The sequence below is a fragment of the Rhizobium sp. Pop5 genome, from assembly GCF_024721175.1.
Taxonomy (GTDB): domain Bacteria; phylum Pseudomonadota; class Alphaproteobacteria; order Rhizobiales; family Rhizobiaceae; genus Rhizobium.
The window spans coordinates 620,151-641,316 of sequence record NZ_CP099399.1; the positions used below are offsets into that span (position 1 = coordinate 620,151).

Sequence of the window (21,166 nt, forward strand, 5' to 3'; positions counted from 1 at the left end):
CGGCGGGGAGACAGGGATGGGGCGTCGGTTTTTCGGATTTTGCGCTGCACTGATGCTGATGCTTGCCGCGCCGGCGGCTTTTGCAGCCGAAGTCATCGACAGCTTCGCCTCAGATATCACGCTGGAAAAGAGCGGCGCAATGACGGTGGCGGAAACGATCACCGTCAATGCCGAAGGCAACCGGATCAATCACGGTATCTTCCGGGATTTTCCGCTCTATTTCACCGATGCTGAAGGCCGTCGCCGCAGCGTCGATTTCGATGTGATATCGGTCAGGCGGGATGGCGAGGAGGAGCCTTGGCACACCGAGTCGATATCAGGCGGCATCCGCATCTATGCCGGTTCCGCCGATGTGACGGTCACACCAGGCCATCATCAATATGTCTTCACCTATAGGACGAACCGCCAGATCCGTTATTTCGACGATCACGACGAACTCTATTGGAACGTGACCGGCAATGGCTGGATCTTCCCGATCCGCTCGGCAACGGCGACGGTGAAGCTGCCGTCGGGTGTTGCCGCCACGCAGACGATCTTCTTCACCGGCCCGCAGGGCGCCACGGGAAAGAATGCCCGCGTCAGCGAGACGAGCGCCGGCCCGATCTTCTCCACAACCGCTCCTCTCGATGCCAATGAGGGCCTGACCTTTGCGATCCGCATGCCGAAGGGTTCCATCGATCCGCCGAGCGCGGATATGGAAAGCACATGGTGGTTCAAGGACAACCGCAATTATTTCATCGGCTTCGGCGGACTGGTCCTCGTCTTCGCCTACTACACGCGCGCATGGCTGAAGGTCGGCCGCGATCCGGCCCGCGGTGTCGTCGTGCCTCGCTGGGATGCGCCTGACGGCATTTCACCGGCGCTGGTCAACTATATCGATAATAAGGGCTTCTCCGGCGGAGGCTGGACGGCGCTTGCCGCTTCTGCGCTCAATCTTGCGGTCCGCGGTTTCGTGACGCTCGGTGATCTCAAGGATTCGATTATCGTCCGCGGCACCGGCAAGCCGTTCGGCAAGGAGAAATTCCAGGCCGGAGAAGCCGAATTGCTGAAGGTAGCAGGCGGCGCCGGCTCGACGCTGACGATCGACAAGGCGAATGGCGAGCGGGTGAAATCCGTCGGCCAAGCCTTCCGCTCGGCGATCGAGAAGGAGCACCGCGGCAAATATTACAATTCCAATCTCGGCTATACCAGCGGCGGCATCGCGCTCAGCGCCGCCGCCCTGGTGGCGCTGTTTGTCTTTGGCTCGCTAGAGCCCGACACGATCGCGCTGATGCTGATTCCGATCGCCATCTCGGTCTTCGTTGCGGTCTTCGCTGCCGGCCTGGTCAAATCGCTGCATCGCGGCAAGTCGCTGTTCGGCAAGATCATGGCCGTCATCGCCGCGGCGGTCGGCGTTTTCGTCGGCATCAGCATTCTTGCCGTCATGGTCCTGACGCTCGCCTCGTCGCTGGTGGAGCTGCACGAAACGCCGATGCTGTTTGCTGTCGGCGGCATCGTGCTGCTGAATATCCTCTATTTCTTCATCATGGGTGCGCCGACCCCGCTCGGCGCCAAGATGATGGATGGCATTGACGGCCTGCGCCAATATCTCACTCTTGCCGAGAAGGACCGGATGAACACGGCAGGCGCACCTGAAATGTCGCCACGGCATTTCGAGACGCTGCTTCCCTATGCGGTAGCGCTCGGCGTCGAAAAGCCCTGGTCGCGTACCTTCGAAACATGGCTTGCGGCAGCTGCCGCCGGTGCAGCGGCGGCCTATGCGCCCACTTGGTATTCCGGCAATTTCAACAGCGGCAGCTTCTCCGATCGCATCGGCGGCTTTTCCTCGTCGATGGCGTCCACCATCGCCTCGACGATTCCCTCGCCGCCGCCGTCGAGTTCATCCTCCGGTTTTTCCGGCGGCGGCTCCTCCGGCGGAGGGGGTGGAGGCGGCGGAGGCGGGGGTTGGTAAGCTTTCCCGCTTGACCTTTCGGCCCTTGGCCCTTAACCGCCAGACGGAAAAGGAAAGGGTCGCGCATGAAGGTTCTGTTGATCGGATCGGGCGGACGCGAGCATGCGCTCGCCTGGAAGCTGGCGCAATCGCCGTTGATGAGCGAATTCTACGCCGCACCCGGCAATCCCGGCATCGCCGAACATGCCGTCCTTGCGCCCTTGAATATCGAGGATCACGAAGCGGTCGCCGCCTTCTGCAGCGACAAGGCGATCGATTTCGTCGTCGTCGGCCCTGAGGCGCCGCTGGTCGCGGGCCTCGCCGACCGGCTGCGCGCCGATGGCCTTATGGTTTTCGGTCCTTCCGCCGCCGCCGCCCAGCTCGAGGGCTCCAAGGGCTTCACCAAGGATATCTGCGCCCGCTACGGCATTCCGACTGGCGCCTACCAGCGCTTCAACAATGCGCCGAAGGCGAAAGCCTATATCCGCGCCCAGGGTGCGCCGATCGTCGTCAAGGCCGACGGCCTTGCCGCCGGCAAGGGTGTGACGGTGGCGATGACGCTGGACGAGGCGCTCGCCGCCGTTGATGACTGCTTCGAGGGGGCCTTTGGCGCGGCCGGTGCCGAAGTTGTCGTCGAAGCCTATCTCGACGGCGAGGAGGCGAGCTTCTTCTGCCTCTGCGATGGAAAGCACGCACTGCAGCTCGCAACCGCCCAGGACCACAAGCGGGTGGGCGAGGGCGATACCGGCGTCAATACCGGCGGCATGGGCGCCTATTCGCCGGCGCCCGTCATGACCGCCGAGATGGTCGAGCGCACCATGAAGGAGATCATCGAGCCGACGATGCGCGGCATGGCCGAGAGCGGCCACCCCTTCTCCGGCGTCTTTTTCGCCGGGCTGATGATCACGAAGAAGGGGCCGGAACTTATCGAATACAATGTCCGTTTCGGCGATCCCGAATGCCAGGTGTTGATGATGCGGCTGAAGAGCGATCTTCTGCCTCTGCTTTTGGCTGCGGCAAACGGCACCCTGGATCAGGTCGAAGCCGAATGGAACGACGATCCGGCACTGACGGTGGTCATGGCCTCCGAGGGCTATCCCGCCGCCTACGAGAAGAACACGCCGATCCTCTCCTTGCCTGAGGCAGGCGAGGGCGAGAAGGTGTTTCATGCCGGCACGGCCCTGAAGGACGGCGCGCTGGTCGCAACCGGCGGCCGCGTGCTGAATGTCACCGCCACGGGCGGCACCGTCGCCGAGGCCAAGGACCGCGCCTACGCGCTGCTCGACAGGGTAAGGTGGGAAAACGGCTTCTGCCGGCGCGACATCGGCTGGCGAGCGATCGAGCGCGAAACGGGCTCGGACAAAGTATAAAGTGCCGCGTTCTTTAAATTTTTACCCTTTCCCCTGACGGGATGGAAACAAAGCTGCGCTATACCGCTCTTATAGTGAGGCGGAGTAGCGTTGATGCGTCAGATTTTCTTCGGTGCGGCAATCCTGCTGACGGCAGGCTCGGCGATGGCATCCTCTATTGAGGTGATCGGCAAGGCTGCCCCCAAGGCTGACAGCAGCATCGTCACCGAATTCTGCGCCAATTGCCCACCGCTTCACGCCGACGTGACCAAGAAGGACTACACCGTGCCGGAGCTGAAGCCCGGTGTCGTCCAGGCAAGCGAGGTCCGCGATGTCGGCGGCGAAAAGAAGGTCTATCGCACCGAAGGCTGGATGGGCGGCTCGCCCGTCCTCTTCGTCAGCAAGGCAACCCCTGAAGCACTGGTTGCTGCCGAGCCCTCGGCCGTGCCTGCCGAGGGCATTGACATGAACGCGACGACCGCGGCTGTGATCGGCAGTGATGCCAAGCCTGTTGTGGCAGGCGTGGCTGAACAGCCGGCCGCTCTCGAAGCTTCCGAATTCAAGCTGCGATTTTAGAAGCAATTACAGCAAAAGTGTTTAGCGGTTCAGCAAAAGTTCCCTGCCCCTGCCCGATCAAGGTTTCGATCGCTTGGGGTTCCACCTCTGGTGGACCGAATGCACCCTCGAAGAGAAGCGGGGGTGCATTCTCGTTTTGAGGCGCCCCGGTAGCTTGAGAACTCGAAAACGAGCGATGTTTGAACGGCGGGTGAAAAAACGCGGATTTGCCTTTAATTTATCCCCCAGATTTTTAGGGAAAAATCGTATCGTTTTGAGTTAAATTAAAGCTTTCTTATAGGGTCGGCATCAATTCTCACTCGCCGGTCGCAGCATGTTATTTAGCAGTGGTAGACGTGTCGTCTCCTTGCGCGCTCGCACAGGCGGTAGAAGACCGCACCGGAATGTACTTGCCCCATTCCCGTTGCGAGGAATCATGAAAAATCTAAAGATATCGAAGCAGCTTATATTGCTGGTCATTGGCCTGATGGTGGCGTTTGCCATCGCCACATCCCTGCAGATCCGCTCCTCGGTCAATGCGATTTATCAGGAGCGCTACGACATGCTCCGCGCCGAGGTTCAGTCGGCGGTCTCCGTTCTCAAGCTTTATCAGGCAAAAGTCACGTCAGGTGAAATGAAGCTGGAAGACGCCCAGAAGCAGGCCTACGCCACGGTCAATGCGATGAAATACGACCCCGATGGCTACTTCTTTGGCTATAGCTACGATATCCAGATGATGTTCCACTATGATGCCGCGAAAGTTGGTCAGGTCAACAAAGGCCAGCCGGACAGCAAAGGCAAGCTCTACCGCGAAGAGCTGGTAAAGCTCGGGCAGCAGGGCGGTGGTCTCGTCGAATATTATTCCACGGCCAAACCGGGCCAGCCTGCCGGTGATTTTCGTAAGACGGCCTATGCACAGGCCTTCGATCCCTGGAAGGTCGTCGTCGTGACCGGCGTCTACATGGACGATCTTGATGCTCAGGTGAACAGCACGATCCTTACCGCACTCTCCGGCAGCATCGTTCTGTTCTTCCTCGCCATGGCCGCCGCCTATTTCGTCATTCGCGGCATATCGAGGCCTCTCAACAACGTCCATGCGGCGCTCAAGGCTGTCTCCGAGGAGGACGTTTCCATTGCCATCCCGCATACCGGCATGAACAATGAAGTCGGTATGATGGCGAAGGCCACGCAGTCATTGCAGGAAAAGATCAGGGAACGCCATGCGATGTCGGATCGCGAGGCGGCCCAGCAGCTGGCGCTCGAAAGCGAGCGCGAAAACAACCTGCGCCAACAGCAGGACGAAGCAGCGCTCCAAGCCAGCGTCGTGGCGACGATTGGCAAGGCGCTGGAATTGATCGCCCGCGGCGATCTCACCGTCCGCTGCGCCGATCTCGGCCAGAAATACGCCGCCCTTCGCGATAACTTCAACGACGCGCTGTCGCATCTCGAAGCCGCCATGGCCAAGGTCAGCGCCAAGGGTAGCGATATCGGGACAAGCAAGGAAGAGATCCGCCGCGCCTCCAACGAGCTGTCGCAACGTACCGAGCGCCAGGCCGCGAGCCTGGAGGAAACCTCGGCCGCCCTCGACGAACTTACCGTCGCCGTCCGCCAGACGGCCGATGGCGCCCACGAGGCGAGCCAGCGCGTTCATTCCGTCAGCGCCGAGGCAACCCGCAGCGATGCGATCGTCGGCCAGGCAATCGAAGCGATGAGCGGCATCGAGAAGTCGTCCTCGGAGATTACCAAGATCATCGGCGTTATCGACGAGATCGCCTTCCAGACCAACCTGCTCGCGCTGAACGCCGGCGTCGAGGCCGCCCGCGCCGGTGAATCCGGCAAGGGTTTCGCCGTCGTCGCCCAGGAAGTACGCGAACTTGCTCAACGCTCCGCCGCCGCGGCCAAGGAGATCAAGGATCAGATCGCCCGCTCGTCGAGCCAGGTGGATCAGGGCGTTCGTCTGGTCGGCGAGGCAGGCGAGGCGCTGAAGCGCATCTCCGACCAGATCAAGGCGGCCAACGAGATCGTCGCCAAGATCGCCCACAGCGCCTCCGAACAGGATACGACGTTGCGCTCGATCTCCTCGTCGATGAATCAGCTCGACGCCGCCACCCAGCAGAACGCCGCCATGGCCGAGGAGACCACGGCATCGGCCGAAACCCTGGCGAGCGATACCGACGAACTGCTCAATCTTATCCGCGGCTTCCGCGTCGGTGGCGAAAGTGTTGCGCCGGCCATGCATCAGGGTCGCCGCGCGGCATAAGCGGCGGACGACAAGCCTTCTCATCACCAAATTTCCACGGCCGTCGGTTTTCCGGCGGCCGTGCCTTTTGAAGCTTATTGCCCGATACGGTCGATCAACCGCGAGATCTCGTGATTGGAGAACACTTCGATGCCGGCCGCTTTCAGCGCCGCCGCCGTCACACCATTGCCGGCCTGCTTGCGCCCGGAAAAGGTGCCGTCATAAATGAAATCCGATCCGCAGGACGGGCTGCCGTCGATGAGCAACGCATAGCGGCAACCGGTCTGCCGGGCGAGCGCCACGGCGTTCTCCGCCGCCTGCAGGAACTCTGCCGTCACATCGCCGCCCGTCAATTCCACGACCCGCGCCATGCCGGCCAGCACCTTCTCGCCGGTTGCCGCATTGGCGATTTCCGCCGGCGGCCGCGGTACCTGCATGCCCGCCGACATCTCCGGATAGATCGTTACAAGCCGTCCCTCGGCCTGCCATCTCTCGATCACGGGATGAAGCAATGGCTTCGCCCGCCCGTCATAGCGGACGGCCTGACCCATGAGACAGGCGCTGACGAGAATCCTGTTTTGCATGTCTGCTTGAATAGCGCCTCGGCGGCCGCAATGCCAGTCCGCCGATGGTGGTCGTTCTCACCCCGAGATCTTCGAGAAATCAGCAACCGTTCCCGTCGCTTCGCGGATCAGTCTGAGCAGGGCGAGACGATTGGCGCGGATGGCGGCGTCCTCGTCATTGACGAGCACGTCTTCGAAGAAGCGGTCGACCGGGCCGCGCAGCTTAGAAAGGGCTTCCATCGCCGAGCGGAAGTCTTCTCCAGCGACGGCGCCTGCCGCATCCTTCGATGCGCCTGATATCGCGGCGAACAGTTCCTTTTCGGCGTCGAGCTTCAGGAGCGCGCCCGAGACGGCATCGGCAATCACCGTGCCTTTCTTTTCTTCGGCGGCGAGCAGCTGCGTGGCGCGCTTGGTGCCGGCGAGCAGGTTCTTGCCGTCCTCCGAGGTGATGAAGGCCGTCAGGGCTTCGACGCGGCGCGCCACCATCAACAGGTCGTCGGCCTCGGGTGTCAGGACGGCGTCGATGAGATCGTGGCGGGCGCCCTGATCGCGCAGATAGACCTTGAGACGGTCGTGGAAGAAGGAGAGGAGGTCGATATCCTTGGTCGTCGCCAGCAGCGGCAGGCGAATTCTGCGCTCCAGCAGGATTCTGACGACACCGAGTGCAGCTCTGCGCAGGGCAAAGGGATCTTTCGAACCGGTCGGCTTTTCGTCGATCGCCCAGAAGCCGATCAGCGTATCGAGCTTATCTGCAAGGGCGACCGTGATCGCCACCTTATCCTCCGGCACGCGGTCCGACGGGCCTTGCGGCTTGTAGTGATCCTCAATGGCCGCGGCGACGGAGGCGCTCTCGCCCTGCAGCACTGCGTATTTACGGCCCATCAAGCCCTGCAGTTCCGGGAATTCGCCGACGGCTTCCGTGCGTAGATCGGCCTTTGCCAGCACGGCGGCGCGATCGACGAGAGCCGCGTCCGCGCCGGTAATCCTCGCCAGCTCGGATGCCAGCGCGCGAATACGGGTGACGCGCGCGCCCTGCGTGCCGAGTTTGGCATGGAAGGTCACGTCGAGCGCATCAAGTTTTGCCATGCGCTGGTCGAGCGGCTTCTTAAGGTCGAGGCCGAACTTTTTGGCCGAAGCTTCCAGAGTCTCCAAATCCGGCAGGTTTCCCTGGTCACGCTTCCAGAAATGCAGTGCGTCGGAAAGACGGGCGCGCACGACCTTGCCGTTGCCGTGGACGATTTCCTTGCCACCATCCGTTGCCTGGATATTGGAGACGAGGATAAATTTGTTCGAGAGCGTTTCCTCGCCCTGCTTGCGGGTAACGAAGCACTTCTGATTGGTCTTGATCGTCAGGCGAATGATCTCGGAGGGGATGGAGAGGTAATCCTCCTCGAAAGAGCCCATCAGCACCTGCGGCCATTCGACGAGGCCGGAGACTTCCTCCAGCAGGCCCTCGTCTTCCACCAGTTCAAGTCCGTTGGCAAAGGCGATGTCGCGCGCATCATGCAGGATGATGTCCTTGCGCCGCTCGGCATCGAGGATGACCTTCGCCTTTTCGAGATTTGCGACATAGTCGTCGAAGCGCCGCACCGAGATCGCCTCGGGCGCGTGGAAGCGATGGCCGTAGGTGACGTTGGAGGCGGTGATGCCGTCGATCTCGAAGGGGATGACGACCGTCTCGTCATGTTCAGGGCCGAAGGTGCAGACGATCGACTGCAGCGGCCGCACCCAGCGCAACGCGCCGGGCTTGGACGACGCCTTGCCCCAGCGCATGGATTTCGGCCATGGGAAATCGCGGATGATGCCGGGCATCACCTCGGCGATGATGTCTTCGGCCGCGCGGCCCGGCTTGGAGATGACCGCGACGTAGAAATCGCCCTTCTTCGGATCGCTGACGACCAGCGCTTCGGCGACCGACGAAAGACCGGCGCCGCGCAGGAAGCCTTCGATCGCCTTTTCGTTGGCGTCGGTGCGCGGTCCCTTGCGTTCCTCGCGCACGTCGGCCGAGCGCGCCGTCAGGCCGTGAATGTCGAGCGCAAGCCGCCGCGGCGTCCAGTATTCGCGTGCGCCCTCGTAGGACAGGCCCGCTTCGACAAGCGCATCGGTGACGAGCTTCTTCAGGTCGCCCGCAGCCTTGCGCTGCATGCGGGCCGGAATCTCTTCGGAGCGGAGTTCGAGAAGAAGGTTTGGCATGTCGAATTTCCTTGCCTCCCGCAACAGGGGAGGGGTGGCTTGGGCGCCGGGTCAAAACGTTGCTTCTGCTAGCAAAGAATGCCGCATATGCACAACCGCAAAATCGCCGCCTTTCTGCATGCTTTCCTGTGGATCGGCGCATGCCGGCAGACTCCAACATTGCCTTGCCGCTTTTCGCCGCTATGGTCCCGCAACTTTCGTCGCAACAGGAAATCCCATGGCCGCAGACCTCCGCTTTCTCGCAGCCCGCATCTCGGCCGAAATCAACGCCAGGCCCGAACAGGCCAAAGCCGCCATCGAGCTGCTCGACGAAGGCGCCACCGTGCCCTTCATCGCCCGCTACCGCAAGGAAGTGACGGGCGGGCTCGATGACACGCAGTTGCGCGATCTCGCCGAGCGGCTGGTCTATCTGCGAGAACTCGAAGCCCGGCGCGACGCGATCGTCGAATCGATCACCGGCCAGGGCAAGATGACGGACGAGCTGATGGCCAAGGTCGCAGGCGCCGCAACCAAGGCCGAGCTCGAAGATCTCTATTTGCCCTACAAGCCGAAGCGCCGCACGCGGGCTGAAATCGCTCGCGAACGCGGCCTGGGCCCGCTTGCCGAGGCGATCCTCGCCGACCGCGGACGGGAGCCGGCCGTCCTGGCCGAAGGCTTCGTCACGGTTGACGTGGCCGATGTGAAGACGGCGCTCGACGGCGCGCGCGACATCATCGCCGAGGGTATTGCCGAAAACGCCGATCTGCTCGGCAAATTGCGCGCCCATATGCGCCAGGCGGCACTTCTGAAGGCCAAGGTCGTCGACGGCAAGCAGGCGGCGGGTGAGAAGTTTTCCGACTATTTCGACCATTCCGAGCGCTGGGCGACCGCGCCCGGCCACCGCGCACTCGCCATGCTCCGTGGCTGGAACGAGGAGGTGCTGACGCTGACGATCGAGGCGGACGCCGAGACCGCCTCGCCGAACAAGCCGGTGGAGCGCATGATCACTGCGGCCTACGAGATCGGCGCAAGCCGCCCCGGCGACCGCTGGCTGATGGAGGTCGCAAGCTGGACCTGGCGCGTCAAGCTCTCCATGTCGCTTTCGCTCGATCTGATGCGGGAGCTGCGCGAAAGGGCCGAAGAGGAGGCGATCCATGTCTTCGCCCGCAATCTCAAGGACCTGCTGCTCGCCGCACCTGCCGGCTCGCGCGCGACGATGGGCCTCGATCCCGGCATCCGCACCGGCGTCAAGGTTGCCGTCGTCGACGGCACCGGCAAGGTCGTTGCGACTTCGACCGTCTATCCCTTCCAGCCGCGGAATGACGTGCGCGGCGCCCAGATCGAGCTCGCCTCGCTGATCCGCAAACACAATGTCGAGCTGATCTCGATCGGCAATGGTACCGGCAGCCGCGAAACGGAAAAGCTGGTCGCCGACATGCTGGCCGAGCTTCCGGCGCCGAAGCCGACCAAGGTCATCGTTTCGGAAGCGGGCGCCTCGGTCTATTCCGCCTCGGCAACGGCGGCCGCCGAATTCCCCGATCTCGACGTGTCGCTGCGCGGGGCCGTCTCCATTGCGCGCCGCCTGCAGGATCCGCTGGCCGAACTCGTCAAGATCGAGCCGAAGTCGATCGGCGTCGGCCAGTATCAGCACGACGTCGACCAGCAGAAGCTGTCGCGTTCGCTCGATGCCGTGGTGGAAGATGCGGTGAATGCCGTCGGTGTCGATTTGAACACCGCGTCTGCGCCGCTGCTTTCCCGTGTCTCCGGCCTCGGCCCTTCGATCGCCGAGGCCATCGTGCGCCATCGCGACAGCGAAGGCCGTTTCGAGACGCGGCGCGATCTGATGAAGGTTGTCCGGCTCGGCGGCCGCACCTTCGAGCAATGCGCCGGCTTCCTGCGCATCCCGAACGGCAAGGAGCCGCTCGATGCCTCCTCGGTGCATCCGGAAGCCTATGGCGTCGCCAAGAAGATCGTCGCCGCCTGCGGCCGTGATCTGCGTGCGTTGATGGGTGACAGCGCGCTTCTGAAATCGATCGATCCGCGTCAGTTCATCGACGAGAAGTTCGGTCTGCCGACGGTGAAAGACATCATCTCGGAGCTTGAAAAGCCAGGCCGCGATCCGCGTCCGAGCTTCAAGACCGCTACCTTCGCCGAGGGCGTCAACGAAATTTCCGATCTCACACCCGGCATGGTGCTGGAAGGAACGGTGACCAATGTCGCTGCCTTCGGCGCCTTCGTCGATATCGGCGTGCATCAGGATGGTTTGGTGCACGTGTCCCAGCTCGCCGATCGCTTCGTCAAGGACCCGCATGAGGTCGTCAAGGCGGGTGATGTCGTCAAGGTGCGGGTCGTCGAGGTCGACGCCAAGCGCAAGCGCATCGGTCTCTCCATGCGACGCGATGACGGGTCTTCGGCGCCTTCGCCGCGTGGTGATTCTCGCGGGAATTCCGGCTCCCGGCCGCAGAACGAGCGCCGGCCTGCCGCGCCCAAACAGGAAAGCCAGGGTGCTTTCGGCGCAGCACTTGCCGAAGCCATGAAGCGAAAATAAGGGCTTAGCCAGCATTTCGGCAAAATTGCAACAGTTTGGCAGCGTTCTTTACAGAGTGCTAAATCCGGCGCTTGTAAGGCGAAAGAGAACGCCTAAGTTGATGTGACCATCCTGTCACATTTGCGAGGCGTCCATGGCGTCGGCTTTCTTATCGATCGTCCAGCAAATCATCCGCAAGGGTTCGTTGAAACTTACCCTTGCCAACGGCGACACTCATGTGATCGGCGACGGCACCGGCGACATGGTGGTCGCCCGCCTTGCCGATCAGGAGGCCGAAGACGCCATCCGCCGCGACCCGACGATGAAGCTCGGGGAAATGTACATGCAGGGCCGGTTCATTCTCGAACAGGGCAACATTTACGATTTCCTGTCGCTGGTGAAGCAGAACACCACCAACGAGATCTTCGATTTCAAGATGGCGGCGCTGCTCGTCGGCCGCATTGCCTTGCAGCAGCTGAAGAGCCGACTGCCGGTCAACCGAAACAAGCATAATGTCGCCCACCACTACGACCTGTCGGCTAAGCTCTTCGATCTTTTCCTCGATGAAGACTGGCAATATTCCTGCGCCTATTTCGAGCCGCCGGGCATCGGTCTCGACGAGGCGCAGCTTGCCAAGAAGCGCCATATCGCCGCCAAGCTCCTGCTCGAGCCGAACCAGCGCATCCTGGAGATCGGGTCTGGCTGGGGCGGCATGGGCATGTATTTGACGGAGGCAACTGATGGGGCCGACTTCACCGGCATTACGCTCAGCGAGGAGCAGCTCAAGGTCTCCCGTATGCGCGCCGAAAAGCGCGGTCTTGCCGACCGCATGCGTTTCGAGCTGCAGGACTATCGCAGCATGACCGGCAAAAAGTTCGACCGCATCGTTTCGGTCGGCATGTTCGAGCATGTCGGCATCGGCAACTACGGCAATTTCTTCCGCAAGGTAGCCAACCTGCTCGACGATAACGGCGTCATGGTGCTGCATTCGATCGGCCGCCCGAAGCCAAGCTTCGGCACCAATGCCTTCATCGAGAAGTACATTTTCCCGGGCGGCTATATCCCTTCCGTCGGCGAGGTCGTGCCGCCGCTCGAAAAAGCGGGGCTCTTGGTCAAGGATATCGAAATCCTGCCGATGCACTATGCCTATACGCTGCGCCATTGGCGCGAGCGTTTCGTGGCGCGCAAGGCCGAGGCGGTGGCACTTTACGACGAACAGTTCTTCCGCATGTGGGAATTCTATCTGGCCGGTTCTGAGATGGGCTTCCGCTGGGACGAGCTCTTCATCCTGCAGATCCAGATCGCCAAGAACCAGTTCGCCGTTCCCGACAACCGCAATTATATTGCCCGGAACGAAGCGAAGTTGAAGGAATTCGAGGCGAGGCGCGCGCCGCTGGAGAAGGTGACGTTCTGATCCGCGCAATTGGAGCGGCGGCGGCTGACGAAAGGACATTCCGATGAGCAGCGCATTTCCGGAGATCTACCTGGTTCGCCACGGCGAGACCGAATGGAGCCTTTCCGGCCGTCATACCGGCCGCAGCGATATTCCTTTGACGGCGAACGGCGAGGCGGCCGCCCGCAAGCTCACCGAGCGGCTGGCGGGTCTCTCCGTCTCAGGCGTCTGGTCGAGCCCGTCCGAGCGCGCCCGCAAGACCTGTGCACTTGCCGGATTCGGGGCAGGCGCTGTGATCCGCGAGGATCTCGCCGAATGGGACTACGGGGCCTATGAAGGCGTCACGACCAAGGAAATCCTTGCGGGCCGCCCCGGTTGGCAGCTCTTTCGCGACGGTTGCCCGAGCGGAGAGGCGGCTGCCGACGTGGGTGCGCGCGCAGACGCGGTCATCCACGCCCTTCGCAAAGAAGCCGCAAGCATTCTGATTTTTTCCAGTTCGCATTTCCTGCGCGTGCTCGCTGCCCGCTGGCTCGGCTTGCCACCGCAAGATGGCGCGCATTTCGTGTTGGATACCACGAGCATCAGCGTCCTCGGCTATGAACATGATCTCACCGAACCGGTCATCCGTCGCTGGAACCAACGCTGAAGCGTCCGCGTCTTCTTGCCGTGGTTAACAATGGCGTAACGACATCAGGATAAATGTAGCGGCCGCCGCCCTCCGCGGCTTTGTTTTTGCGTTTTCTGGAGTGCGGACGTGTCCCATCGATCAGCCGTATCGATTTCTTTTCTTATTGCCTTTTCATCCTTTGGTTCGGCCGCCGCGCAGGACAGCGGCCAGCATTTCTGGTCCGGCGACTGGTATCTGAGCGTCGGCGTCGCGGGCTTCTCCGCGCCGAAATTCGAGGGCTCGCGGCGTTACGAATTCAGGTTCAGCCCGCTGATATCGGCCGGCCGGCAAGGCTCGGGCCCGCGCTTTTCCTCGCGCAATGACAATCCTTCCTTCGCCCTCATGGATAACGGTGCTTTCCGCGCCGGCATCGTCGGCAAGTTCGTGCCTTCGCGAGACGAGGGCGATGGTCACGAGCTGAAGGGCATGAAGAAGGTCAAGTGGGGGGCGGAAGCTGGCGGCTTCGTCGAGGTCTATCCGACCGATTTCCTGCGCGCCCGCGCCGAAGTTCGCCAGGGTATCCGCTCCCATGACGGCGTCGTCGCCGATCTCGCCGTCGACGCCTTCACTGATATCGCCCCCGACCTCCAGCTTTCCGGCGGTCCGCGCGCGACATTTGCCACCAGCGGCTATTACGACGCTTATTACGGCGTCAATGCCAAGCAGGCGGCGGCAAGCGGGCTTGATCAATACAAGCCGTCGTCAGGCATTCAGTCCTACGGTGCCGGGGCTGCTCTGACCTGGAAGGCGACGGAAAATCTCTCGGCGAGTTCTTTCCTCGAATATAAGCGGCTTGCGGGTCCGGCCGCCGACAGCAGCCTCGTGCGGGAGCGCGGCTCAAAGAACCAGGTCCTGATCGGCGTCTCGGCGACCTACAAGTTCAATTTTTCGCTGCAGTGATTGACGGCGGCGCGTGTCCCTCCAGGCACGAAAACGGCGCTGTATCCCATTGAATTGCGCATGATCTTCTGGGTGGATCAGTTCCGGATTAGGGAATTATGCAGCGGCGGTGCGGCGATCGCTTCTTGACCGGGTTGCCGGCCCATCGCTAGATGGGCCGCATGGAAGATACCGACAATCTCAACGACCGCGTCTCCGACGCGCCTTCAGACAACTGGGTCTACCGGATCCTGCCGCAATGGCTTTGGCCCTATGCGCAGCTTGCGCGCTGGGATCGCCCTATCGGCTGGCAGCTCTTGATGTGGCCGTGTTTCTGGTCGGCAACGCTTGCCGCCAATGCGGCGATTGACCAGGGGCTTTATTCCGGCAGCCTGCTGGTGTCCCATCTTTTCCTTTATTTCATCGGCGCGGTCGCCATGCGTGGCGCCGGCTGCACCTATAACGATCTCGTCGACCACGAGATCGACATGGAAGTGGCCCGCACGCGTTCGCGTCCGCTCCCTTCCGGCCGCGCCACGCGCGCCGGGGCGAAGATCTTCATCGGCCTGCAGGCCCTGGTCGGCCTTTTCGTGCTGCTGCAGTTCAACTGGCTCACCGTCTTCCTCGGCGTGCTCTCGCTCGGGATCGTGGCGTTTTATCCCTATGCCAAGCGCTTTACCGATTGGCCGCAATTCTTCCTGGGGCTTGCTTTCTCCTGGGGCGCGCTGATGGGCTGGGCCGGCATTTTGGGCGGCCTCTCCTTCGCTGCCATCCTGATCTACGCCGCCTCCGTCGCCTGGACGATCGGTTACGACACGATCTATGCGCATCAGGACAAGGAGGATGACGAGCTGATTGGCGTGCGCTCCACCGCCCGCCTTTTCGGTGACAAAACGCGGCAATGGCTGATCGGCCTTTACGGGCTGACTCTGGTGCTGATGTTCATGGCTTTCGCGCTCGCCGGCGCCAATCTCATTGCTTTCCTGGGGCTCATCGGTGCGGCCGGCATGTTCGGCTGGCAGATCGTTCGGCTTGATATCGACGATCCCGCCCAATGCCTGGCGCTCTTCAGGTCGAACAACCGCGTCGGCTTGATCATCTTCTTTGGCCTGTTTGTCTCGCTGCTCTTCGCCATTCCCTGAATGAAACGAAAAACCCGGCGTGGACGCCGGGTTTCAAACTGGTTCCAAAACGGCGCTGCCGAGTGGAAGCGTCGCGATCTCGCTCAGTTGCGGGCGATAATTTCCTTGCCTTCGATCTTCATGGCAACGCCGAGCCGGCCGGTCGTGCGGCGCACGAGGAAGCGCGGGCGGCGGTTTGCGAAGTAGGAATGGCGGCGGCGCGGCTTGAGGTCGCTGGTGCGCAAAGCCCCGATATGGTCCTCGAGAGGTCGGGCGACGCCGTCGGCCTCGACCATCAGCATCGGAATGCGGAAGGCTTCGGACCAGCTGCGCCAGTCGGCGGCGATATCGCTGAGGTCATGGGCAACGAGCAGCGGAATGCAGAGCTCCGGATCGGCGTGGTGGAGCTCGAGCGTCACTGTGACTTCGCCGTCGCCATGGTCGATGGCGCGGGCGGCGACACCCTGGAAGACGCGCTTCGGCAGCGCAATCGAGAGCGGCAGGCCGCTGGAAGGGAGGACTTTGCGCAGAACCGCACCGCGTTCGTCTATCGTGATGCTGACGTCATCCGAACAATCATGGATGGCGTAGCTGACCTGCTGGGGAAAGCGGGAAGGATCGAGGCGCAGCGTCGTACCAGCCCAGGCGGGCTTCATAACGGGATTGTTCATTTCATTCTACCCTTGTCTTACCTGAGAGCCGATTTCCGGTCTTCTCCTTGGGACTTTTCGTCCTCTATGGCCGACAATAGGCGCGCCCCGTTCCGTACAGCTTAAAAATTGCGGTTAAGAAAACTTTGCCTCCTACGATGGTTATCAAAACCGAATCCGGCAGGGTTTCCGGAAGGTGAACGGTGTGGTGTGCTGAAGCGGCACATCCTGGAGTAAGCCTCGGGTAAGTTTTCCGTGGCAAAATGTCGTCACCAGTAGTTCGTGATTCTCTTAAAGAATTTGTCGAAAAGGGCGCTTTTCATGATTACGGCCTCCCTCGCTTACTCGATCCTGTCGAAGGACATGACGTCCAGCCTCGCCAAGGTCGCGTCGCAGACGACCGTCAAGAAGGATGCTCAGTACTACGCGGACAATATCAATAAGGTCAAAGACGTCGACGACTTCCTCGGCAATTACAAGCTCTACAGCTATGCGATGAAGGCCTATGGCCTCGAGGACATGACCTATGCCAAGGCCTTCATGAAGAAGGTGCTGGAGAGCGATCTCACCGATCCCAACAGCTACGCCAACAAGCTTTCCGACACGCGTTACCGCGAATTCGCCGCCGCCTTCAATTTCAATTCGCCTGAAAAGGATGTGCAGACGGATGCGCAGGAGGACGATCTGATCGGCCTCTACAAGCAGTCCTTCGTCGATGCCGACAAGGCAGCGACTACCGAAAGCACCTATTACAGCAACAATATAGGCGACGTGCAGACCGTTGACGATCTCGTCAACAACACCCGGCTGCGCACCTATGTGCTGAAGACCTTCAAGATCGATCCCACCTATGCGTCGAAGGACTTTCTGCGCCAGGTGCTGACGAGCGATCTCAGCGACCCCAACAGCGTCGTCAACACGCAAGGCGGCGACAAGTACAAGGCGCTTGCCGCCCAGTTCAGCTTCAACGCCGACGGCACGGTCAACGGCAGCGCCCAGAGCGCCGCGCAGAAGGCTTCGGTCATCGAGACCTATACGTTGAACTCGCAGTCGGTCATCATCGATAATTCGGTCGGTTCCGATGTCTACTATGTCAGCCAGACGGCGGCCGACTACAACAAGGCTTATTACACCGCCAAGATCGGCACGATCACCAATGTCGACGATCTGGTCGCAGACAACCGTCTGACCTCCTACATCAAGACGGCCTACAGCATGGGCGCCGACTTTACGTCCCCAGCGCTGCGCATGGTGCTCACCGATCCCAGTTACGCCCAACTGATGGGCTTCACCAATGTGTACAACGCCTTCAACTTCAAGGCCGACGGTTCGGCGTCGACCACCGCGCGCGTTCAGTCGATCGATCAGGCAAACAAGCTGCAATCGGCCGCCTCAAGCACGAACAACTATTACACTGTGACGTCTCAATCGAGCGCCATCACCAATGTCGATGACCTGCTCGCAGACGGCGTTCTGGCGCGTTACATCAAGGATGCCTATGGTCTCGGCACGAGCTTCAGCAATGCCGATTTGAAGAGCATCCTGACCGATCCGACCTTTGCCGCGGCTCAGGGACATGCCGACCTCAACGCCGACTTCAACTTTCAGGCCGACGGTTCGATCAACGGGTCTGCGATCCAGACGGCGGCGCAACGGAAATCGACCACCGACAAGTCGGCGGCGAACGCAGCACACTTCAACAGCATGATCGCCAATGTCACCAATGTCGATCAAATCATGTCCGATCCTGTTGCGGTGAGCTACCTCAGAAACAGCATGCAGATCGCAGACAGCGTTTCCGATGCGACCTTGAGATCCTTCCTCGTCGATCCGACGGCCGCCAGCGCCCAGGGCTACGGCGATGTCCACGACCTGTTCAATTTCAAGGCGGATGGTTCGGTCGCCACGCTCCATGCCTCCCAGAGCGCCTCCCAGAGCGCGAACACCGCCAGCAAGGCCGACAATGCGGCAGTCTATTACCAGGCAACGATCGCAGGCATCTCGAACGTCGATCAGTTGCTGGCGGATCAAAAACTGAACAATTTCGTGCGTAACGCCTATGGCATCCCGTCGACGGTCACTGATGTCGCGCTTCGCGCGATCCTGACCGATCAGAGTGGCACCGGCACCTATGCCGACGTCGCTGCCGCCTTTAATTTCAAGGCGGACGGCTCGCTCGAGGACGGTATGGCTGCGCAGACGGCCACCCAGATCAACAACACGAAATTTACGGCCGCGGCACGCACGGACGACTATTCCTCGCGGATGGCGACGATCGGCAACGTTGATGATCTTTTGGCCGACCCGGCCATCACCAATTTCCTGAAAAGCACCTACGATCTGCCTTTCGATATCTCGAACGCCGATCTGAAGAGCATTCTGACCGATCCCACGGCCGCTGCGGCAGCCGGCCATGCCGACCTTAACGCGGACTTCAACTTCGCTGCCGACGGATCGCTTCCGGCGCTAAGCTCGGTCCAGAACGCTGATCAGGCGCAGACCACCAATGACAATTATGCAGCACGTTATGACGACGAGCGCGACGAGGCGATTGACGAGGTGGCGTCCAACTATAAGTCCATGATGGCCCCCAGCAACAGCCTGCTGGATTTTTCCGATATCAAGACCGTCAATGATTTCCTGCGCACCAATTCGACGGCCGATTTTGTCAAGAGCAACGACAACCTGCCGGATCCCTATCACGTGGCGCTGCAGGCATTCGGCCTGACGGAGCAGGAAGTACCGCGCTCGATGATGCGCAAGATCCTGACGAGCGATGCCTATGACCCGAAGGGTTATATCGCCTCCCTCAAGGACGAACGCATCACCAATCTTGCCCGCGCCTTCAACTTCGGCCCCGACGGCAAGGCGGCGGCTCCCTTTCAGGCGCTTCCCGATGCGACGATGGCCAAATACGCCACCGACTACAAATCGCATATCACCATGCTGATGAAGGATGGCCCGGTAAAGGACAAGGCTGCCAAGGACGCGACGGCGGAAGTCGACTATTTCGCCAAAGGCATGGCGAAGGTGAAATCGCTCGACGACTTCCTGGATGATAGCCGCCTGACCGACCTGGTGCTGAAGGCGAATAACCTCGACCCCAAGAATTACGACAAGGCCACGCTGAAGAAGATCTTCACCTCGGATCCCGATGATAAGAAGAGCTATCTCAACACCAAGGCCGACGCGCGCTTCAAGGATATCGTCGCTGCCTTCAATTTCGACAAGGACGGCAACCTGACCCGCGCCAAGATCGGTACCGTCCAGAACAAGGCAGCCGAGGACCATACCCAGCAGCTCTTCGTCCAGCAGACGTTGGAAAACCAGCAAGGCGAAAGCAACGACGGGGTTCGCCTGGCGCTCTATTTCAGCCGCAAGGCCCCGAACATCACCTCGATCTACTCGATCCTCGGAGACAAGGCGCTCTATCAGGTCATCACCACCGCCTACAGCCTGCCGTCGCAGATATCGGGCATGGATGTTGCCAAGCAGGCCGATCTGATCAACCGCTTCGTCAAGCTCGATGATCTCCAGGACCCGAAGAAGGTCGACAAGCTGTTGCGCCGCTTCACGGCGATGTACGACATCAAGAACAATACGCAGCAGTCGCCGGCACTGCAGATCCTGACCGGCGGCGGCACGCAGAAAGCCTGATGTCGTGTCCGTCAGCCTCAAGGATCGAGGCTGACGACCTTTCCTGGATTCATGATGTTTGCGGGGTCGAAGGCGCGCTTGATGCGGCGCATCAGCTCGATTTCGATCGCCGGGCGGATCGCCGCCAGCTCGTCCCGCTTTAACTGGCCGATGCCGTGCTCGGCGGAAATCGAGCCGCCATGGGCGAGCACCAGCCCATGCACGATGTGGTTCATCTCGTGCCAGCGGGCGATGAAGGCGTCCTTGTCGGCGCCGAGCGGCTGGGAAATATTGTAATGGATGTTGCCGTCGCCCATATGGCCGAAAGCGCAGATGCGGGCTCCCGGCATGGCCGCCATGACCGCCTCTTCGGCCTCGGCCATGAAATGCGGCACCCTTGATACGGGCACGGAAACATCGTGCTTGATCGAGCCGCCTTCCGGCTTCTGGGCGTCGGACATGCTCTCGCGCATGTGCCAGAGCGCCTTCTGCTGCGCCACGGAGGAGGCGATCGCGGCATCCAGCACCAGCCCGGCCTCGAAACCCTGTTCAAGCAGGCCGTTCATCATCCGCTCAGCCGTCTCGGCCGAGTCCGAGGTCGAGATGTCGATTAGTACGTACCAGGGATAGGCCGCTTCCAGCGGATCGCGGACACCGTCGATGTGGCGGGCCGTGATTTCGACGCCGAAGCGCGGCATCAGTTCAAAACCGGTGAGCGAGGCGCCGCAGAGGCTGGAGGCAAGGTTGAAGAGGGCAAGTGCATCTTCGACCGAATTCAGGCCGGCGAAGGCCACCTGATGGCCGAGCGGCTGCGGAAAGAGCTTTAGGACCGCGCCGGTGATGATGCCGAGCGTGCCTTCGGCGCCGATGAAGAGATCGCGCAGGTCATAGCCGGTATTGTCCTTTTTCAGGCGGCGCAGGCCGTCCCAGATCTCGCCGGTCGGCAGCACCACTTCGAGGCCGAGGCAGAGCTGGCGCATGTTGCCGTAGGCAAGCACGGCCGTGCCGCCGGCATTGGTGGAAAGGTTGCCGCCGATGCGGCAGGAACCCTCCGAGCCGAGCGACAGCGGAAAGAGCCGCCCATGGGCCTCTGCCGCCTTCTGGACCTCGGCAAGGATGGCGCCGCCATCGGCCACCAGGACGTTGGCCACCGGATCGACGTCGCGGATCCGGTTCATGCGCTCGAGCGACAGAATGATATCGCACTTGCCCTCGCGCGGCGTCTGGCCGCCGACGAGGCCGGTATTGCCGGTTTGCGGCACGATCGCCGTTCCGGTTTCCGTCGCAAGTTTCATGATCGCGGAGACTTCCTCGACCGAGCCTGGTTTCAGAAGGAGAGGGGAAGAGCCGTGGTAGAGGCCGCGGTTTTCGATCAGATGCGGGGCAAGATCGGCCTCGCTGCGAAGCGCGTATTTGTCGCCGACGATCGCGGCGAAGCGGTCGAGATGCTCGGTGGAAATGCTGGGATTGGTCATCGGCTCGCTT

General features: G+C 61.4%; 14 protein-coding genes. 10 read left to right on the forward strand and 4 right to left on the reverse strand.

The genetic code is table 11. The features are described from left to right. Positions 1 to 16 precede the first annotated feature (16 nt). The 4 genes from NE852_RS05180 (at position 17) to NE852_RS05195 (ending at position 6,094) form a co-directional block, all read left to right on the forward strand. On the forward strand, positions 17 to 1,951 hold the full coding sequence (locus NE852_RS05180; RefSeq protein WP_258156261.1) for a DUF2207 domain-containing protein: 1,935 nt from the start codon (positions 17 to 19) through the stop codon (positions 1,949 to 1,951). 65 nt (positions 1,952 to 2,016) lie between these two features. Further along, entirely contained in the window at positions 2,017 to 3,300 is a 1,284-nt protein-coding gene (gene purD, locus NE852_RS05185; RefSeq protein WP_258156262.1) for a phosphoribosylamine--glycine ligase, read from the forward strand. Between the two features lie 93 nt (positions 3,301 to 3,393). Continuing rightward, complete coding sequence (locus tag NE852_RS05190; protein ID WP_008529358.1) at positions 3,394 to 3,855, forward strand: plant virulence effector HPE1-like domain-containing protein; 462 nt, start codon at positions 3,394 to 3,396, stop codon at positions 3,853 to 3,855. A 415-nt stretch (positions 3,856 to 4,270) separates the two neighbouring features. Beyond that, the gene (locus tag NE852_RS05195; protein ID WP_008529357.1) at positions 4,271 to 6,094 is read left to right on the forward strand and encodes a methyl-accepting chemotaxis protein; all 1,824 of its coding nucleotides are present in this window, start codon (positions 4,271 to 4,273) and stop codon (positions 6,092 to 6,094) included. Positions 6,095 to 6,168: 74 nt separating this feature from the next. On the opposite strand, the gene NE852_RS05200 is transcribed toward NE852_RS05195, so the two are convergent. Together NE852_RS05200 and glyS are read right to left on the reverse strand one after the other, a co-directional pair. Continuing rightward, entirely contained in the window at positions 6,169 to 6,657 is a 489-nt protein-coding gene (locus NE852_RS05200; protein ID WP_008529355.1) for a DUF523 domain-containing protein, read from the reverse strand. 57 nt (positions 6,658 to 6,714) lie between these two features. Further along, the gene (glyS, locus tag NE852_RS05205) at positions 6,715 to 8,829 is read right to left on the reverse strand and encodes a glycine--tRNA ligase subunit beta (protein WP_258156264.1); all 2,115 of its coding nucleotides are present in this window, start codon (positions 8,827 to 8,829) and stop codon (positions 6,715 to 6,717) included. A 217-nt stretch (positions 8,830 to 9,046) separates the two neighbouring features. Here glyS and NE852_RS05210 point away from each other — a divergent pair, with 217 nt between their 5' ends. The 5 genes from NE852_RS05210 (at position 9,047) to ubiA (ending at position 15,416) form a co-directional block, all read left to right on the forward strand. Next, positions 9,047 to 11,356 (forward strand): Tex family protein, encoded by a 2,310-nt coding sequence (locus tag NE852_RS05210; RefSeq protein WP_258156265.1) that lies wholly within the window; start codon positions 9,047 to 9,049, stop codon positions 11,354 to 11,356. 133 nt (positions 11,357 to 11,489) lie between these two features. Beyond that, positions 11,490 to 12,749, forward strand: a complete 1,260-nt coding sequence (locus NE852_RS05215; protein ID WP_008529340.1) for a cyclopropane-fatty-acyl-phospholipid synthase family protein — start codon at positions 11,490 to 11,492, stop codon at positions 12,747 to 12,749. 43 nt (positions 12,750 to 12,792) lie between these two features. Continuing rightward, positions 12,793 to 13,374, forward strand: coding sequence for a histidine phosphatase family protein (locus NE852_RS05220; RefSeq protein ID WP_008529338.1), 582 nt, complete (start codon positions 12,793 to 12,795; stop codon positions 13,372 to 13,374). Between the two features lie 108 nt (positions 13,375 to 13,482). Continuing rightward, entirely contained in the window at positions 13,483 to 14,295 is an 813-nt protein-coding gene (locus NE852_RS05225) for a MipA/OmpV family protein (RefSeq protein ID WP_258156266.1), read from the forward strand. Positions 14,296 to 14,456: 161 nt separating this feature from the next. Then, positions 14,457 to 15,416, forward strand: a complete 960-nt coding sequence (ubiA, locus tag NE852_RS05230; protein ID WP_008529335.1) for a 4-hydroxybenzoate octaprenyltransferase — start codon at positions 14,457 to 14,459, stop codon at positions 15,414 to 15,416. Between the two features lie 83 nt (positions 15,417 to 15,499). Here the strand turns inward: ubiA and NE852_RS05235 are convergent, their stop codons facing one another. Then, the gene (locus NE852_RS05235) at positions 15,500 to 16,066 is read right to left on the reverse strand and encodes a DUF6101 family protein (protein ID WP_008529334.1); all 567 of its coding nucleotides are present in this window, start codon (positions 16,064 to 16,066) and stop codon (positions 15,500 to 15,502) included. A 300-nt stretch (positions 16,067 to 16,366) separates the two neighbouring features. Between NE852_RS05235 and NE852_RS05240 the strand changes: the two genes are divergently transcribed. Beyond that, entirely contained in the window at positions 16,367 to 19,702 is a 3,336-nt protein-coding gene (locus NE852_RS05240) for a DUF1217 domain-containing protein (protein WP_008529333.1), read from the forward strand. A gap of 17 nt (positions 19,703 to 19,719) precedes the next feature. Here the strand turns inward: NE852_RS05240 and NE852_RS05245 are convergent, their stop codons facing one another. Beyond that, positions 19,720 to 21,156 (reverse strand): FAD-binding oxidoreductase, encoded by a 1,437-nt coding sequence (locus tag NE852_RS05245; RefSeq protein ID WP_008529332.1) that lies wholly within the window; start codon positions 21,154 to 21,156, stop codon positions 19,720 to 19,722. Positions 21,157 to 21,166: the final 10 nt, after the last annotated feature.

Excerpts from the sequence above, each read along its gene's own strand:
- NE852_RS05235 (WP_008529334.1), bottom strand. The coding sequence starts at position 16,066 with ATGAACAATCCCGTTATGAAGCCCGCCTGGGCTGGTACGACGCTGCGC.
- NE852_RS05245 (WP_008529332.1), bottom strand. The coding sequence starts at position 21,156 with ATGACCAATCCCAGCATTTCCACCGAGCATCTCGACCGCTTCGCCGCG.
- glyS (WP_258156264.1), bottom strand. The coding sequence starts at position 8,829 with ATGCCAAACCTTCTTCTCGAACTCCGCTCCGAAGAGATTCCGGCCCGC.
- NE852_RS05200 (WP_008529355.1), bottom strand. The coding sequence starts at position 6,657 with ATGCAAAACAGGATTCTCGTCAGCGCCTGTCTCATGGGTCAGGCCGTC.
- NE852_RS05195 (WP_008529357.1), top strand. The coding sequence starts at position 4,271 with ATGAAAAATCTAAAGATATCGAAGCAGCTTATATTGCTGGTCATTGGC.
- NE852_RS05215 (WP_008529340.1), top strand. The coding sequence starts at position 11,490 with ATGGCGTCGGCTTTCTTATCGATCGTCCAGCAAATCATCCGCAAGGGT.
- ubiA (WP_008529335.1), top strand. The coding sequence starts at position 14,457 with ATGGAAGATACCGACAATCTCAACGACCGCGTCTCCGACGCGCCTTCA.
- NE852_RS05210 (WP_258156265.1), top strand. The coding sequence starts at position 9,047 with ATGGCCGCAGACCTCCGCTTTCTCGCAGCCCGCATCTCGGCCGAAATC.
- NE852_RS05190 (WP_008529358.1), top strand. The coding sequence starts at position 3,394 with ATGCGTCAGATTTTCTTCGGTGCGGCAATCCTGCTGACGGCAGGCTCG.
- NE852_RS05220 (WP_008529338.1), top strand. The coding sequence starts at position 12,793 with ATGAGCAGCGCATTTCCGGAGATCTACCTGGTTCGCCACGGCGAGACC.
- NE852_RS05180 (WP_258156261.1), top strand. The coding sequence starts at position 17 with ATGGGGCGTCGGTTTTTCGGATTTTGCGCTGCACTGATGCTGATGCTT.
- purD (WP_258156262.1), top strand. The coding sequence starts at position 2,017 with ATGAAGGTTCTGTTGATCGGATCGGGCGGACGCGAGCATGCGCTCGCC.
- NE852_RS05240 (WP_008529333.1), top strand. The coding sequence starts at position 16,367 with ATGATTACGGCCTCCCTCGCTTACTCGATCCTGTCGAAGGACATGACG.